The organism is Acinetobacter sp. ASP199, assembly GCF_022700675.1.
Lineage (GTDB): Bacteria > Pseudomonadota > Gammaproteobacteria > Pseudomonadales > Moraxellaceae > Acinetobacter.
In genome coordinates this window covers 2,819,083-2,835,468 of record NZ_CP062182.1, presented here as the reverse complement: position 1 = coordinate 2,835,468, position 16,386 = coordinate 2,819,083, and the positions used below count along the sequence as shown (strand labels likewise).

14 protein-coding genes are annotated in these 16,386 nt (G+C 45.6%); 7 read left to right on the top strand and 7 right to left on the bottom strand.

The features are described from left to right. Nucleotides 1–20: 20 nt before the first annotated feature. Entirely contained in the window at nt 21–1,571 is a 1,551-nt protein-coding gene (gpmI, locus tag IHE35_RS13615) for a 2,3-bisphosphoglycerate-independent phosphoglycerate mutase (RefSeq protein ID WP_242788110.1), read from the top strand. Nucleotides 1,572–1,591: 20 nt separating this feature from the next. Continuing rightward, entirely contained in the window at nt 1,592–2,764 is a 1,173-nt protein-coding gene (locus tag IHE35_RS13610) for a S41 family peptidase (RefSeq protein ID WP_242788108.1), read from the top strand. Nucleotides 2,765–2,789: 25 nt separating this feature from the next. Here the strand turns inward: IHE35_RS13610 and IHE35_RS13605 are convergent, their stop codons facing one another. From IHE35_RS13605 to IHE35_RS13595, 3 genes are read right to left on the bottom strand one after another with little or no spacing between them, the layout of a single operon-like run. After that, on the bottom strand, nt 2,790–4,208 hold the full coding sequence (locus IHE35_RS13605) for a sigma-54 dependent transcriptional regulator (protein ID WP_275975172.1): 1,419 nt from the start codon (nt 4,206–4,208) through the stop codon (nt 2,790–2,792). A 24-nt stretch (nt 4,209–4,232) separates the two neighbouring features. Then, nucleotides 4,233–5,798: an ATP-binding protein gene (locus IHE35_RS13600; protein WP_242788107.1), complete on the bottom strand. Its 1,566-nt coding sequence runs from the start codon at nt 5,796–5,798 to the stop codon at nt 4,233–4,235. 50 nt (nt 5,799–5,848) lie between these two features. Then, on the bottom strand, nt 5,849–6,484 hold the full coding sequence (locus tag IHE35_RS13595; RefSeq protein ID WP_004896390.1) for a response regulator: 636 nt from the start codon (nt 6,482–6,484) through the stop codon (nt 5,849–5,851). 220 nt (nt 6,485–6,704) lie between these two features. Here IHE35_RS13595 and IHE35_RS13590 point away from each other — a divergent pair, with 220 nt between their 5' ends. Further along, a complete protein-coding gene (locus IHE35_RS13590; protein ID WP_242788106.1) occupies nt 6,705–7,757 on the top strand; it encodes a D-alanyl-D-alanine endopeptidase in 1,053 nt (350 codons plus the stop codon). 67 nt (nt 7,758–7,824) lie between these two features. On the opposite strand, the gene thrC is transcribed toward IHE35_RS13590, so the two are convergent. The 4 genes from thrC to xerD all read right to left on the bottom strand — a co-directional run bounded on the left by thrC (nt 7,825) and on the right by xerD (nt 12,284). After that, on the bottom strand, nt 7,825–8,964 hold the full coding sequence (gene thrC / locus IHE35_RS13585; protein ID WP_242788105.1) for a threonine synthase: 1,140 nt from the start codon (nt 8,962–8,964) through the stop codon (nt 7,825–7,827). Nucleotides 8,965–9,020: 56 nt separating this feature from the next. Beyond that, nucleotides 9,021–10,325: a homoserine dehydrogenase gene (locus tag IHE35_RS13580; protein ID WP_242788104.1), complete on the bottom strand. Its 1,305-nt coding sequence runs from the start codon at nt 10,323–10,325 to the stop codon at nt 9,021–9,023. A gap of 127 nt (nt 10,326–10,452) precedes the next feature. Continuing rightward, on the bottom strand, nt 10,453–11,268 hold the full coding sequence (locus tag IHE35_RS13575; protein WP_242788103.1) for a DsbC family protein: 816 nt from the start codon (nt 11,266–11,268) through the stop codon (nt 10,453–10,455). A gap of 98 nt (nt 11,269–11,366) precedes the next feature. Beyond that, nucleotides 11,367–12,284 (bottom strand): site-specific tyrosine recombinase XerD, encoded by a 918-nt coding sequence (gene xerD, locus IHE35_RS13570; protein WP_099338063.1) that lies wholly within the window; start codon nt 12,282–12,284, stop codon nt 11,367–11,369. A 172-nt stretch (nt 12,285–12,456) separates the two neighbouring features. On the opposite strand from xerD, the gene IHE35_RS13565 reads away from it, so the two are divergent. The 4 genes from IHE35_RS13565 (at nt 12,457) to murD (ending at nt 16,366) form a co-directional block, all read left to right on the top strand. After that, nucleotides 12,457–12,717 carry a FeoA family protein gene (locus tag IHE35_RS13565; RefSeq protein ID WP_242788102.1) on the top strand — a complete coding sequence of 87 codons (261 nt, stop codon included), beginning with the start codon at nt 12,457–12,459 and terminating at the stop codon, nt 12,715–12,717. Then, entirely contained in the window at nt 12,714–14,570 is a 1,857-nt protein-coding gene (locus IHE35_RS13560) for a ferrous iron transporter B (RefSeq protein WP_242788101.1), read from the top strand. Before IHE35_RS13565 ends, IHE35_RS13560 begins: the two co-directional genes overlap by 4 nt. A gap of 36 nt (nt 14,571–14,606) precedes the next feature. Next, nucleotides 14,607–14,858: a DUF6587 family protein gene (locus tag IHE35_RS13555; RefSeq protein ID WP_242788099.1), complete on the top strand. Its 252-nt coding sequence runs from the start codon at nt 14,607–14,609 to the stop codon at nt 14,856–14,858. A 161-nt stretch (nt 14,859–15,019) separates the two neighbouring features. Next, nucleotides 15,020–16,366 (top strand): UDP-N-acetylmuramoyl-L-alanine--D-glutamate ligase, encoded by a 1,347-nt coding sequence (murD, locus tag IHE35_RS13550; RefSeq protein WP_242788097.1) that lies wholly within the window; start codon nt 15,020–15,022, stop codon nt 16,364–16,366. Nucleotides 16,367–16,386 lie beyond the last annotated feature (20 nt).

Genomic DNA, 16,386 nt, shown 5'->3' with positions numbered 1-16,386 from the left:
AACGAACAAGAGTATTCATTATGACGGATGCAACTGCTGGCAAAATCCCTCACGTATTGGTAATTATGGATGGTGTGGGTCATCGCGAAGCGGTCGAAGACAATGCGTTTTTAGCGGCTAAACGACCTCATTTAACTGCTATGCAGGAAAAGCATCCGCATGGTTTGATCTCAGGCTCTGGTGAAGATGTGGGGCTGCCTGATGGTCAGATGGGTAATTCTGAAGTAGGTCATATGAACCTGGGCGCTGGTCGTGTGCTGTATCAGGATTTCACCCGTATTACCAAAGACATCCGTACCGGTGCGTTCTTTGAGCATGAAGTACTGATTGATGCGGTAGAAAAAGCCAAAGCATCCAATGGTGCTGTACACATTATGGGCCTGCTGTCTGAAGGCGGTGTGCACTCACATGAAGATCATATCGTGGCGATGGCAGAGCTGGCACTCAAACGTGGTGCTAAAGTCTATTTACATGCTTTCCTGGATGGCCGTGATACGCCGCCGAAAAGTGCACAACCCTCATTAGAAAAATTAGACGCTGTTTTCGCTCAATATCCAAGTCAAGGGCGTATTGCCACCATGATTGGCCGTTACTTTGCCATGGACCGTGACAATCGCTGGGATCGCGTGGAACAGGCATATCGTTTGTTGACTGAAGGTGAAGCAGTTCGTACGGCAACTACTGCAGTAGAGGGCCTTGAACAGGCATATGCAGCAGATGAATCTGATGAATTTGTAAAAGCGACCCGTATCGGTGAGGTGGCTGCGATTCAGGATGGCGACAGCGTAGTCTTCATGAATTTCCGTGCTGACCGTGCGCGTGAATTAACCCGTGCTTTTGTTGAGAAAGATTTTGTCGGTTTTGAACGCAAAGTTGTGCCAAATTTGGCGAAATATGTCATGTTGACCCGTTATCAGGCAACAATCGATGCACCTGTGGCCTATATGCCAGAAGCGCTGGTAAACTCGATTGGTGAATACCTGTCAGATTTGGGCAAAACCCAGTTGCGTATCGCGGAAACTGAAAAATATGCCCATGTCACTTTCTTCTTCAGTGGCGGCCGCGAAGATGAATATCCAGGTGAAAAACGTATCCTGATTCCATCTCCAAATGTAGCAACTTATGACCTGAAACCGGAAATGAGTGCTTATGAAGTGACTGATGAACTGGTAGCTGCGATTAACTCAGGTGAGTATGACCTGTTAGTGGTGAACTATGCCAATGGCGATATGGTCGGTCACACTGGCGTATTTGATGCAGCAGTAAAAGCAGTTGAAGCGGTAGACACTTGCTTAGGCCGTGTTTATGAAGCAGTAATGGCGCAAAAAGGCCATATGATTATTACTGCAGACCATGGTAATGTTGAGCAGATGCAGGACTATCAGAGTGGTCAGGTACATACCCAACACACCACTGAACTGGTTCCGTTTATTTATGTGGGCCCAACTTCAGCAACGATTGCAGAAGGTGGTGTACTGGCGGATGTAGCACCAACGCTATTAAGCTTGATGCAACTTCCTGTACCAGCAGAAATGCAAGGCCGTAACTTAATTGAGCTGAACGCTTCATAAAAATATCAATAGGATAAAGAATGGCAAGATCACAGCGGAAGTCAGTTGTACTCGCAAGCTTACTGATGTGTTTAAGCCATTCGGCATGGAGTGCTGGGTCTCAGGGTCCAGCACTTGATGATATGGTCATGGACCAGCAAACCTATAGCGAAATTCCGGTTTCTTCGATTCAGGAATTCGTGCAAATTTATGGCATTGTCAAAGATAATTATATTCAAGATAAAAATGACGATGCATTATTCCAGCAGGCCATTCGTGGTCTGGTTGGCGGCTTGGACCGCTATTCCCGTTATCTTTCTCCAGAAGACTTCAAACAGCTGCGTCAGTACACTGAAGGTGATTTGGCCAGTATCGATTTTGACCTGAAATATAATCCGCAGCTCAAGCAATGGGTGATTCAGGGCTTAAGCAACGATGCTGACTCAGCCCGACAAGGTCTGCGTAATGGTGTAACCGTATTCAAAATTGATGATCAGGAACTGAGTTCACTTAATCATGAACAGGTCCGTCAATTACTCAGCGGAGCCATTGGTTCTACGCTCAGTATCCAGCTCTCACCACAAAGTCAGGTGTTTAATCTGGTACGTAACACCAAGGTCGAGACTGAGATCAAGTCCCAGCTACATCATAATCAGGTACTGGTATTACAGGTCAAGGTATTCCAGCAGGATACAGCCAACGAGATTAAACGAATTATTGACAGCTATTCCGGTCAACGTTTAAAAGCCGTGTTATTTGATCTGCGTAATAATCCGGGTGGATTACTTTCTGCGGCGGTAGAGTCTGCGGATCTATTCCTGAATCAAGGCATTATTGTCTCGACCAAAAGCCGGGCAGAAGGGGATCAGCAGTTTCAGGCTTTACCAGGATTTGAATTTCAGAATCTGAAAATTGGTATCTTGATTAATAACCGTTCTGCCTCTGCAGCCGAAGTCTTTACCGCTGCCTTGAAAGAGCATCAACGTGCCTGGGTGGTCGGTGAAAAAAGTTATGGTAAAGGTGTGGTGCAGAAACTGTTTCCTCTCAGCAATGGGGCCGCATTACAGATGACGGTATCCCAATATTTCAGCCCAAGTGGTCAGCGTATTGAGGGTTTTGGTGTGCAGCCTCATCTCAGTTATCCGCTTGGCGTGGAGGTGAGAGAAGAAAGTTATCTGGATCACATCACTGAATTATTGCTTTTACAAAAATAATGAAGGGGCATCGCCCCCTCATCAATTATTCTTCTTCATCGGTATCGAGCCCAAATTTCTTCAGACGATAACGCAGCGAACGAAAAGACATGCCCAACTTTTTGGCGGCAAGCGTACGGTTCCAGTGCGTCAGATTCAATGCATTGAGCAGAATTTCTTTCTCGATTTTCTCAATATACAGTTCAAGACCTTCTTCAGGCAGTTTTTTCGGTACGATAAAAGTGTCAGTGTTGTTGCTTGATTCGGATACTGTATTCGATGTGATTTCTGAAGTCGCAAAACTCTGGCGCAAAGGCGCAGTTTGCAAATGCTGGATATCAATCGTATCTTCATCGCTGAGAGTTATTGCTCGCTCGATGATATTACGCAGTTCCCGGACATTGCCTGGATAGTATTGAGTCAGTAACTGCTCTTTGCTACGTTCGGTCAGATGTTTCACCGGGATCTGCCATTCTTGACAGATCTTTTGAATAAAATGTTCAGCCAGCAGCAGAATGTCGTTGCCACGCTCACGTAGTGGGGGCAGCACCAGGTCCATGACATGGATCCGGAAGAATAGATCCTGACGGAATTTACCTTGCTGTACCTGTGCTTCCAGGTCCTGATGACTGGCACTGATCACACGAAAATCCACATCAATTTCGCTATCTGAACCCAGTGGGCGGATCCGTTTTTCCTGTACGGCACGTAGTAGTTTGACCTGCATACTGAGTGGCAGTTCTGCGATTTCATCTAGGAATAAACTGCCGCCATGTGCAGACTGGATCAAGCCCTGTTTGTCCTGCGTGGCGCCAGTAAAGCTGCCTTTCTTGTGTCCAAACAGCTCACTTTCCATCAGTTCAGCTGGAATCGCACCACAGTTAATGGCAATAAAGGGACCTTCACTGCGGTTACTGAGGCGATGGACCAGATTTGCCACCACTTCTTTTCCTGTTCCAGATTCACCCGTGATAAACACAGGGGCCTGGGAGCGGGCAATTTTATGCAAGGTGGTACGCAGTTGCTGAATTGGCTTGGACTGGCCAATCAGCATTTTATATTCCAGGGTATCTTGCTGATTGGATTGGTAATCTACTGGTTTATTCAGGGCTTTTTGCAGTAACTGTTCCAGATGTTTCTGATTGATCGGCTTACTGACAAAGTCAAAGGCACCTGCCTTGAGTGCAGCAATAGCAATATCCATATTGCCATAGGCAGTTAAAACAGCAACCGGTAGAGAAGGATGATACTCACTGATAAATTCCAGTAGCTGCAAGCCATTGCCATCAGGCAGATTCAAGTCCGTAAGGCAGGCATCATACTGATGATCTGTTAAACGTTTTTTGGCATCCTCCAGACGATGGGCGATATGCGTGCGGATTCCCATACGCATGAGTGACATCTGCATCAGCGTACAGAGATCTTCTTCATCATCGACCAATAGTACCAGTGGTTGTTGTTCCACACTCTTTCCCCTTAAATTCAAAAATTAAACAGTGATGCGCTGGCAGCTAATCCGGAAGCAGGCACCCTGTTCTTGTTGTATATAATTCAGCTGGGCCTGATTGGCCTCACAGAAACTGTGGGATAAATACAGTCCTAGTCCTGTACCATTAATTGAATTGCTGAAAAATGGCTTAAACAGCAGACTCTGATCGGCAGGCGCAACGCCCTGCCCAAAATCCCGTACATCAATCCAGACTTTATGTTCATAAGGATGAACTTTTAATTCTACATAGCCCACGGCTGGATCGTTATGCCGCACGGCATTACGCAATAAATTGACTAATACTTGACGTAGCTGCGCTTCATCAAACTGGATATCCAGCCGCATATCAATATTCAGCTTGATCTGATCAGCAATATCTGCCAAATCCTCATGGATACATTGTGGAATAAATTCATTCAGCTGAATAGATACTGGATGAGTTTCTTTATTTTTCACCATATTCAGCGTGTCTTCAATAATCCGGTTGATTCGTGTTGCCTGTTTACTGATCATGCCTTGCAGCACCTGCTGCTGATCCTGTTCACAGCCAGGTAGCAGATCATTGGCTTGCACAATGGCGGCAAGCGGATTACGAATCTCATGGGCAATACTGGCAGAGAGCTGTCCGAGTGCCGCCAGTTTTAATTGCTGGACTTGCTGATTAAGTTTTTGTGCATCTTGTAGCACCAGCAACATTAAAGTTTGGTGCGGGACAATCAGTTTTTGTACCTGAACATGAATATTGAAACGGCTTTGCTGTGATTCAAACTGAAAGCGCTCACCATTTTCCAGGTTTTCAAAGCGAATCAGCTCAAACAGGTCTGGCTGTGACTGGTACAGTGGAAACTTGTCATGTGCATACATTTTCTGAATGCCAAGTAAGTGGCAGGCAGCCGGATTACTCAGTACCACATGACAGTTTTCATCCAGAACCAGGTAACCGGTTTCAATCTGTTCCAGAATATAGCGGTTAATATTTTGTAGCCGATACAGCTCCATGGACTGGGAAAAATTCACATTTTCCAGGATCTGGAAACGCCGTACTGCAATTTGCCCAATGCCATACACCACAAAAAACATGAAAGCCAGTATGGCACTATTGCCGATATTGCCGAGAGAGGAGATGGCAAACAGGCTGGTGATGAAATGCTGGTAAATTACACTGATGACTGCAATCAGGGTAATCACCAGCGCTTTTTGCGCATTCAGTAGAATTGAGGCAGCAAAGATGGTAATCACGAAGAGCATACTGAGATGCAGATTGGTGCCATTCGTGGCCAAGGTCAGCAGGCTGAGTGCACACAGATCGACAATAAAAATACCGGTCAGCTGTTTCTGCACAAATTTTTTAAAATACTTCAGAACAAAAAGCTGGATTAAAGCGATAGCAATGAAGCTGCTCAGCACATAATGATACAGCTTGGGGTATTCTAAATCGCTCGTGTGTTCAGGATAAGTGAGCAGGAAAATCAGCAGTAAACCAGTAGTGATGATCAGGCGGTATGCCGCATACCAGGTGCCCAGCAGATATTGATTAAGCTCTGAATAAGAAGATCGCAGCGACATAGAACCTTTTTTGTTTTTTTAAGTTTTATTAAATAGAAGGGATGAAACAATCAAGGTTTAATCAGGCCATAGCGCATTGCCAGATGGGTCAGTTTCACATCGCTGTCAATATTGAGTTTTTCGAAAATACGGTAACGGTAGGTATTTACAGTCTTAACGCTCACAAAAAGTTTATCCGCAATTTCCTGCGCACTAATGCAGTTGACGACCATCATTGCGACTTGCATTTCGCGTTCAGAAAGGGAGTCAAATGGTGATTGCTGTGTGTCAGATAAATAAGAACTGGCTAATTGCTCAGCAATATCTGCACTGAAATATTTGCCGCCCTGCATGACTTTATTAATAGCACGAACCATCTCGGTCACAGGTGCACCTTTAGTGATATAGCCTTTGGCGCCTGCTTTGAGCAACAGCGAAGGATAAGGTTCCTCAGCAAGACCACTGACAGCCACAACTTTAGTATCAGGAGCTGTTTGTAGCAGTCGACGCGTAGTTTCAACCCCACCAATACCTGGCATATTTACATCCAGGAGTACCACATTCGGATGATGCTGACGCACCAGAGTAATCGCTTCTTCACCAGATTCAGCTTGTCCAATAACCTGAACATCAGTGTGGTCTTCAAGCATTCTACAGATGCCAGTACGCACCAATTCATGGTCATCTACAACTAAAACTGTGATCACGTATACTCTCCCTCGGATGAAAAATCATTTTTTTTGTTACACAACGCAAAATAAGCTTGCAATGAAACTACAAAATTAGCAATCCTACAGACATGTCATATTGAACTGTATCGCGCAGTGTAGAGATCAATAATTGTTCTGCATTGTGGTAAATGTAATGTAAGCCATATCAGAGGTAATACGCAAATCAATCTTACCTCGTAAGTTGGGTGAAGGAATAGTGAAGAAAACACATAAGTCTTTGATGCATGTACTGGGTCTGTCGATGGCAGTCAGCATGAGTACGACGACGAGTTTTGCTGAAATTATCATGAATTCGTCAGCAGCGGCCCCTCAGTCTAGCCTGAGCTGGTCTTCTGAACAGGCCAACCAGTTCTTGAGTGATGGAGCGGATGCCGACGATGAGCCTTCTCCGCTTGGTTCAACGACGGTAACGACCACTATTCGTAGTTCTAGTCAGGCGGTACAAGAACCTGCCAAAACCGTACAGATTCTGGATACCAAGACCTATGGCACACAGCCATCTGTCAATGCACGTTCAGCATTGGTCATGGACGCGCAGACCGGTGAAGTGCTGTATAGCAAGAACAGTAATACAGCAGTGCCGATTGCTTCGATTACCAAGCTGATGACCTCTATAGTGATCTCTGATGCACGTTTAAATATGAATGAAAAAATCACACTACAACAGGGTGATTTTTCATGTTCAGGTTGTAAGAGTTCAAGCTCGACGCTACGTGTCGGAGACACGATGAATCGTGCTGAAGCCTTATTATTTGCATTGATGAAATCCGAAAACCCGGCTGCAGCAGCGTTGGCACGTACCTATCCTGGTGGCCGTAGTGCTTTTATTTCTGCCATGAACAGCAAAGCCAAAGCATTGGGCATGAATTCAAGTAAATTTCTGGAATCTACCGGATTGCATCCGGGTAATAAGTCATCTGCTCGTGACTTAGGCATTCTGGTGAATACCGCTTCGCAATACGGCTTGATCCGTCAGTTCTCAACTACAGCAAGTTATGACTTTAACTTGGGTTACCGTGTATTGAAATCGAATAACACCAATGCGCTGGTACGCAATGGTGGCTGGAATATCAATATTTCTAAAACCGGTTTCATCAATGAAGCTGGACGTTGTGTGGTGATGCATACCACATTGAATAACCGTCCAGTAGTCGTAGTATTGCTTGGAGCGGATTCATCTGCTGCACGTACTAATGATGCAACCCGTCTTATGACTTGGGTTTCTAGCTTACCGAAACAGCGTGTTTAAGCTTTTATAAAATACTCTAGTCATAAAAAAAAAGCCCTGCAGATGCAGGGCTTTTTGATTCTGTCTCTTACATATTAGACAGAATAGAATCGCGTACTTGTTCTAAAGTTGCATCGATTGACAGCATTACTGCATCAGAACATTGCTTGATTGCAGTGTCAGGGTCTTTCAAACCGTTACCTGTAACAGTACATACAATCACAGAACCTTCAGCAATTTTACCTGCTTTAATGTCACGGATTGCACCACCAACAGACGCCGCAGAAGCAGGTTCTACAAACACACCTTCATACATAGAAAGTAGACGTTGTGCTTCTAAGATTTCAGCATCAGTTAGTTCATCAAACCAACCATTTGAATCACGAACAACGGCTTTGGCATGGTTCCAGCTTTGTGGGTTACCAATACGGATTGCAGTTGCAACTGTTTCAGGGTTTTCAACCGGTGCGCCACGTAAGAATGGTGCTGCGCCAGATGCCTGGTAACCTGCCATGATTGGCAAGCCAGCAGGTTTTGGACCAGTGAAGGCATCAGTTGCAGGGTCATAAACCACTTGCTCGAATTCTTCTTTTGACTGGTTAGCTACTGCTTCGGTATAACCCATCCAGTGTGCAGTAATATTACCTGCGTTACCTACAGGTAGGCAGTGGTAGTCAGGAGCGCGACCAAGTTCATCCACGATTTCGTAAGCAATCGTTTTTTGACCTTGTAAACGGTACGGGTTGATTGAGTTTACAATCGTTACCGGTGCTTTATCAGCGATTTCTTTCACTAGGCGCATACCGTCGTCAAAGTTACCGCGGATTTGCATGGTGATCGCACCATACATCATTGCTTGCGCCATTTTACCCATGGCAATTTTGCCTTCAGGGATTAAAACGAACGCTTTCATACCTGCACGCGCAGCATATGCAGCAGCGGCAGCAGAAGTGTTACCTGTAGATGCACAGATAATCGCTTTAGAGCCTTCTTCCGCTGCTTTTGTTACTGCCATGGTCATACCACGGTCTTTAAATGAACCAGTCGGGTTTAAGCCCTCGTACTTCACATAAATTTCAACATTTTTGCCAATAATGCGCGGAATATTCGCAAGCTTAATCAGTGGTGTATTACCTTCGCCTAGAGAAACAGCAGGGGTAGTTGCAGACACTGGTAAGCGGTCGCGATAGCGGTCAACTAAACCAGTATAACGATTGGCATTCGACATGATGATGTTCCAATTGTGTGTAGAGCTTGGTGAGGAGAGTAAACCCCTCAACCCGATTAATTATCAAGCGATTCTAAACGAATTCGCACAATTTCGCCATGAATGACAGGAAGAGCTTGAATTTGCTTTAACGCTTCATCCATTTTCGCTTCCTTGACTGGATCAGTCAGGATCACGATAGGAATAAGGTCTTTTAAGCGAGACTGCTGCATGATGGCATCAATACTGATTCCGGCACGGCTTAAAATCGTGGTCACTTCTGCAAGAACGCCGGTTTGATCTTCAGCGTTAATACGGATGTAGTAACCTGTGGTCATTTCTTCACGTGGCAGGATTGGCAAGTCACTTAAGCTTTCAAAAGCCAGTTGTGGAATGGTACCTGCACCATCTTCGGTATAAGAAATATCACGAACAATATCCACCACGTCAGCAACCACAGCAGACGCTGTAGGGCCAGCACCTGCACCTGCGCCATAGTACAGCGTAGGGCCAACTGCATTGGCTTGTACTAATACCGCATTTTTTACGCCGTTGACATTGGCAATCAGTTGCTCTTCAGGAATCAGGGTCGGGTGAACTCGAAGTTCAATCCCTGTTTCTGCACGACGAGCAATACCGAGGTGTTTAATGCGGAAACCTAAGTCTTCAGCATATTTTACATCTTGTGCGGTAATTTTGCTGATGCCTTCGGTGAAGACTTTGTCAAATTGCAGTGGAATACCAAATGCAATTGATGCAAGCAACGTCAGTTTATGTGCGGCATCAATACCTTCCACGTCAAAGGTTGGATCTGCTTCAGCATAACCCAGTTCTTGCGCTTCTTTCAGTACATCTTCAAAGGCACGGCCTTTATCACGCATTTCGGTCAGGATGAAGTTACCTGTACCGTTAATGATACCCGCCAGCCAATCAATTTTGTTGGCAGCCAAGCCTTCACGCATGACTTTAATAATTGGAATGCCGCCTGCCACCGCTGCCTCGTAAGCAATTTGCACAGCGTTGTCATCAGCAAGTTTAAACAGTTCATTACCGTGTTCAGCGAGCAAAGCTTTGTTCGCAGTTACCACCTGTTTACCATGCAGAATGGCTTCTTTAATGATTTCATAGGCAGGATGAATACCGCCCATCACTTCAACCACCACATCAACATCTGGCTGACGTACGATCTCGAGCAGGTCAGCGCTTTGCTTGATGCTGTCATCGAGTTCCAGATCAGGACGTGGACGGCGGGTACCCACATAAGTAATTTGAATTTCACGACCGGTGCGACGTTTAATCTCAGCAGCATTTTCTTTTAATAGTTTAAGGGCACCACCACCCACAGTACCAAGACCGAGGATTGCCAGACGAACTGGTTTCACGTCACACTCCAAATATAAACAGTTTTTTACGAGAGCCTAGATCATAGCTAAAAAAACGCGCCGACTCTAGGGCGATCTCAGAATATCTTCATGTATAACATAAAGTAAAATAACTCATTAAAATGAGTTATTTAAGACGGTCCAAAAGTTCAGCAGTCGACATATAACCGCCAAGGTAAACACCTTCTGAACTATAGACACCTGGTGTACCGTTCACACCGATATTCAGACCCATTTGATATTGATCTTTCACAGGATTTTTACAGGTTGCTGGCGTAATTGATCCACCGGCAATTGCGGTATCGAAGGCAGCATGACGGTCTGAATTACACCAGATTGCTTCCATGGCTGGCATATGCTGTTCACCACGTGGCCATGCGATGTAACGTACTTCAATGCCTTTGGCATTCATTTCGTCCATCTGTTCGTGGAATTTATGGCAGTATGGGCAGCTGACATCAGTAAATACGTAGATGACATGCTTGGCTTTGTTGCCTTTCGCCGGGTAAATCAACAGATCTTCGGCTTTCAGTGCCGCAAAGATTTTCTTGTTTACATCGGATTGCAGGGTTTCACTGACATTGTACAGCTGTTTGTCACCCAAACGGATCACATCACCCTGAATGATATATTTACCATCACTGGTCGCATAGACAGACGACATGCCTTCTAAACTCACCCAGAACAGATTTGGTACTTCAGTGGTTTTAACACCAGTGATTTTTGCCTTAATTCCGGCCTTCTTGAAATGACCTTCCAGAGTTGAGATCAGGCGTTGCTGAGCATTACGTTCTGATACGGTAGATGCTTCACCCGTCGCTGGTGCACTTGCAGTTAAAGTATCTGACTTTTTATCGTTTTGATTAGAGTTGGAGCAAGCAGTAAGACTAAAACCTGCAGCAAGCATACATGCGATAAACAGACTGGAGCGGGCAAATGTCATGGATAACCCTTTTTGTTCTTAGATAAAAATAGATGCCTAGCATAACAAAAAAATAGTTTGCAGGTTGAACTTCTCTGTACACGCTGTCGGTTCAGGCTTCAGGCCCGTGGATGATGCGACGCATGCAGCTGCTGCATACGGACTTGTGCGACATGGGTATAAATCTGGGTGGTCGACAGGTCACTATGACCCAGCAGCATCTGAACTACACGCAGGTCTGCACCATGATTCAACAGGTGGGTAGCAAAGGCATGACGCAAGGTATGGGGTGATAACTCTGCCTGGACACCGGCTTGTAATGCGTAACGCTTGATGGCATACCAGAAATTTTGCCGGCTCATAATCCCGCCATGCTGGGTCAGAAACAGATAGTCTGTTGCGGTTTTATACAGTTGTGGCCGCGCTTCATTCAGATATTTTTCGATCCATTCACAGGCGACCTGACCCATCGGTACTAATCGTTCTTTATTACCTTTACCCACAATACGCAAATAGCCCTGTTTTAGATTAATCAGTTCCAGTCGCAGGTTAAGTAATTCTGTCACACGTAACCCGCAGGCATACAGCACTTCCAGCATCGCCCGGTCACGTAAACCCAAGGCAGTATTGATATCCGGGGCATTAATCAGCGCTTCAACGTCGGCTTCGGAAAGGTCTTTGGGCAGGGCACGTCCCAGTTTTGGCGTCTTGTGTGCAGCAACCGGATTGTCATTTCTCAGTTTTTGCTCACGCAAGAATTTATAAAATGAGCGTAAGGCGGATAAACAGCGTGCAATTGAACGTGGACTTTTTTGCTGTTTGGTCAGCTCAATCAATACATCCGACACATCATCATGATTCCATTCTGGTAAAGCTTTATTTAGACAACTACTGCATTGAATTAAATCAGATAAATAAGCATTCCGCGTATGGGGACTCACTGTTTGCGCAATAAGATAGTCACGATAACCGTGTAGAAACTGGGCATTTTCTGGAATCTGGACAGGAGCAGGAATACGGGGCTTTTTATTCAACATGGGCGCAACGCTTAGCAGGCTAAAGCAATCATTTTGATGGACATTCTGCACTGTAGTGTAATTTAGGCGAGATGTCGATCTGCTGAGAAATAAAGCAAAATGAAATTAAACCTTATTTGGTAACTATTCTCATCTGTGTGTATACTGTACAAAAGTCTTAGGAATTTTCACGGTGCGTTTGTCGGATTTGAAAGTGAAGCAAACAGCCATCATTCGAAAGGTTAATCGAACTACTGATGGTGAGGGCGTTCAACACGATGTCGTGGCGAGTCGCCTGGAAACGTTGGGTTTTGTGCCTGGCACAGAAGTGCAGGTCATTACCAAAGGTATTTTTGGTGGGGATCCTATTTTAATTCAGGTTGGTTTTACCCGTTTTGCCCTGCGTAAGTCAGAGGCAGCCAAAATTGAAATTGAAGCTGGAGTATCGGCATGAGTGATGCCTTACGTATTGCCCTTGTCGGTAACCCTAACTGTGGTAAAACCTCCTTATTCAACCATTTAACAGGTACACGTCAAAAAGTCGGTAACTATGCCGGAGTGACCGTAGAGCGTAAAGTTGGTCATTTTACTTTGCCATCGGGCAAGGCTGTGCGTGTACTGGATTTACCGGGGACCTATAGCCTAGATGCGACCAGTCCGGATGAAGCGATTACCCGTGATGTCGTACAGGGTAAGATTGCAGATGAAGGGCAGCAGGATGCATTCCTGTGTGTGGTGGATGCAACGAACCTGAAACTGCATCTTGGTCTGGTTCTGGAAATGATCCAGCTCGGCCGTCCGGTATTACTTGTTCTGAACATGATGGATGAAGCACGTCGTCGTGGTATGCAGATCAATACTCAAAAGTTGTCAGAACGTTTGGGGGTGCCGGTAGTAGAAACCGTAGCCGTGCGCAGTTCAGGGGTTGAAAACCTGATGAATGCCCTGGATCAGGGGAAATATGCTGTTCCACAGACTGAAATGACCGGCTTAAGCGCAGACAGTCATCACCAAGTTGAAAGCATCTTAAAAGATGTGGTGAACTTTGTGGATCAGGAAGACAAGCGTACCGATTTCCTCGATAGAATTTTCCTGCATCCAGTACTCGGTCTGATTAGCCTGGCTGTGATGATGTTCGTGATATTTCAGGCGGTATTTGCCTGGGCGGCGCCATTCATGGATGGGATCGAAACCTTCTTTGGCTGGCTCGGTGAGGTCGTTGGTGACAACATTGCCCATCCTTTGCTGAATAGTCTGATTGTAGATGGGATTATTGCGGGTGCCGGCGGTGTGGTGGTGTTCCTGCCACAGATTCTGATCCTGTTTTTCTTTATCTTGGTATTGGAAGAATCCGGTTATCTGCCACGTGCTGCCTTCCTGCTGGATAAATTGATGTACAAAGCTGGTCTTTCTGGTCGTGCTTTCATTCCATTATTGTCCAGCTTTGCCTGTGCAATTCCGGGCATCATGGCGTCACGTACAATTAGTGATCCACGTGACCGTTTGACCACAATTTTTGTCGCACCCTTAATGACCTGTTCGGCTCGTCTACCGGTGTATGCATTGCTGATTGCCGCATTTATTCCATCACAGTCGGTCTGGGGCATTTTCAACCTGCAAGGTCTGGTGCTGTTTGGTCTCTATATGGCAGGCATTCTCAGTGCGCTAGGTGTGTCTTTTGTATTGAAGTTCTTTAGTAAAGACAAAGCCGGCCACATGTTATTGATGGAACTGCCAAGTTATCGTTTTCCAGATATCAAGAACGTATGGATTGGTCTGTTGGACCGCGGCAAGATCTTCTTAAAGCGTGTTGGTGGCATCATCTTCGCGTTGTCGATTCTGTTGTGGTTTCTGTGTACCTTCCCGCAACCGCCTGAAGGGGCTACGTTGCCAGATATTGATTATTCCTTTGCCGGGATGGTGGGTCATTTTATCCAGCCGATCTTTGCACCATTGGGCTTTAACTGGCAGATTTGTATTGCCCTGATTCCGGCAATGGCGGCACGTGAAGTGGTCGTCGCTGCACTGGGTACAGTCTATGCATTGTCAGCAGTTGATGAAGACGCGATGTCTGAAGGGTTGGCTGCTTTGATTAGTGGTGGCGGTGACTTGGGCTGGACACTGGCAACCGGTTTATCGTTACTGGTCTGGTTCATCTATGCACCGCACTGTCTGGCAACTTTGGCTACGGTAAAGCGTGAAACAGGTTCATGGAAAACTGTGGGCTTTATGACCGTTTATCTGTTTGGTCTGGCATACATCATGTCATTCCTGACTTATCAGATTGCTTCATACTATTTCGGTTAATACTGACTGAAACAGGAGAGTGAAGGAGAGATTGAGATGATTGAAATTCTGATTGTGACAGCACTGGTGCTTTGGAGCACAGTGGTGGTATTTAAGAAGGTATTTCCGAATACTTCACGCTCGGTCTTCCTGAAGCTATCCAATGCTTGTGAAGCCCAAGGTTGGCATAAGCTGGCGAAATGGCTGAAACCTGCCATGGCGAGTGGTTGTGGAGGCAATTGTGCCTGTCCGGCAGCTGAGCAGCCAGCAGAGAAAAAGCCTGCTCAACAAGCAGTGAAGTGGAAATAATTTTCCAGCAAACTTAAAAGTGGAAAAGCCATCATTCTTATGATGGCTTTTTTATGCAATATACAAAAAAATCTGCAGAAAGATGAAACAGAAAAAGCATTCAAAACGGCAAAGTGCTAACATTTCAAAAGTTTCAAATTAGACTAGAACATGAGGCAAAAATGTTAATACAACGTGGTGGACTTAAGGTCGTTGCAGGACTTGGAATTTCAGGTGTTGCAGCAGTCAATTTCTTACATGACAAGGGCTACCGCGTTGCAGTAACAGACTCCAGGGCAAATCCACCGGGACATGACCAGATTCCTGCTGAAGTACAAACCAGCTTTGGCAAATTTGATCAGGAATTATTGCTCTCAGCAGAAGAAATCATCATCAGCCCGGGGCTTGATCCGAAACTTCCTGAAATTCAGGCAGCAATTGCTAAAGGCATTCCGGTGGTGAGTGAAATCCAGATTCTGCGCCGTTCTACGGATAAGCCAATTGTTGCCATTACCGGTTCAAATGCCAAAAGTACAGTCACAACTTTAATTGGTCTGATGGCTGCGGATGCGGGTAAAAAAGTCGCAGTCGGCGGTAACCTTGGCCGTCCTGCGCTCGATCTGACGAAAGATGATCCTGAACTTTATATTTTAGAGCTTTCAAGCTTCCAGCTGGAAACCACGTCGAATCTGAATGCTGAAGTGGCAGTGGTGCTGAATATGAGTGAAGACCATCTGGATCGTCATGGTGACATGATGGGCTACCACACAGCAAAACACCGTATTTTCCAGGGCGTGAAAAAAGTGGTGTATAACCGTGATGATTCCCTGACTCGTCCACTGGTTCCGGATGTAACGCCAATGCAGAGCTTTGGTCTGAATGCTCCGGACATGAATCAGTTTGGTGTTTTAAAAGAGACTGATGGCACGATTTGGTTAGCACGTGGACGCGAACGTTTATTGAAAAGTTCTGAAATGTATATTCAAGGCACACATAATGTCGCGAATGCTTTGGCGTGTTTGGCTTTGGGTGAAGCGATTGGCTTGCCAATAGACAGCATGCTGGAAACACTCAAAACCTTCAAAGGGCTGGAGCATCGTTGTGAATTCGTTAAAGAAGTCAATGGCGTGCGCTATTACAACGACTCGAAAGGTACCAACATCGGCGCGACGCTGGCAGCTTTAGATGGTCTGGGCGCGGCGATCGAAGCACAAGGTGGGAAAGTTGCAATCATTCTCGGTGGCGAGGGCAAAGGTCAGGACTTCACTGCTTTACGTAACTCATTGTCTAAATACGCGAAGGTAGCAGTGTTGATTGGTGTAGATCGTCCAATCATTGAAGCAGCAATTGAAGGCACTACGACACTGGTGCATGCGGAAAGCCTGCAGGAGGCGGTAGAAATCTGTCAGGGGAATACCCAGCCACATGATGTCGTGTTATTGTCTCCGGCATGTGCAAGTTTTGATATGTTCTCAGGCTATCCTGAGCGTGGTCGTCAGTTCGTTGCGTACGTCAACGCACTTAATTAAGAATAACAAGGATTGGTGAT

Bases quoted from the DNA above. Each gene is read 5' to 3' on its own strand.
- thrC (WP_242788105.1), bottom strand. From the start codon at position 8,964: ATGTCGAATGCCAATCGTTATACTGGTTTAGTTGACCGCTATCGCGAC.
- IHE35_RS13610 (WP_242788108.1), top strand. From the start codon at position 1,592: ATGGCAAGATCACAGCGGAAGTCAGTTGTACTCGCAAGCTTACTGATG.
- IHE35_RS13560 (WP_242788101.1), top strand. From the start codon at position 12,714: ATGAGTGATGCCTTACGTATTGCCCTTGTCGGTAACCCTAACTGTGGT.
- IHE35_RS13600 (WP_242788107.1), bottom strand. From the start codon at position 5,798: ATGTCGCTGCGATCTTCTTATTCAGAGCTTAATCAATATCTGCTGGGC.
- IHE35_RS13575 (WP_242788103.1), bottom strand. From the start codon at position 11,268: ATGACATTTGCCCGCTCCAGTCTGTTTATCGCATGTATGCTTGCTGCA.
- gpmI (WP_242788110.1), top strand. From the start codon at position 21: ATGACGGATGCAACTGCTGGCAAAATCCCTCACGTATTGGTAATTATG.
- murD (WP_242788097.1), top strand. From the start codon at position 15,020: ATGTTAATACAACGTGGTGGACTTAAGGTCGTTGCAGGACTTGGAATT.
- xerD (WP_099338063.1), bottom strand. From the start codon at position 12,284: ATGTTGAATAAAAAGCCCCGTATTCCTGCTCCTGTCCAGATTCCAGAA.
- IHE35_RS13555 (WP_242788099.1), top strand. From the start codon at position 14,607: ATGATTGAAATTCTGATTGTGACAGCACTGGTGCTTTGGAGCACAGTG.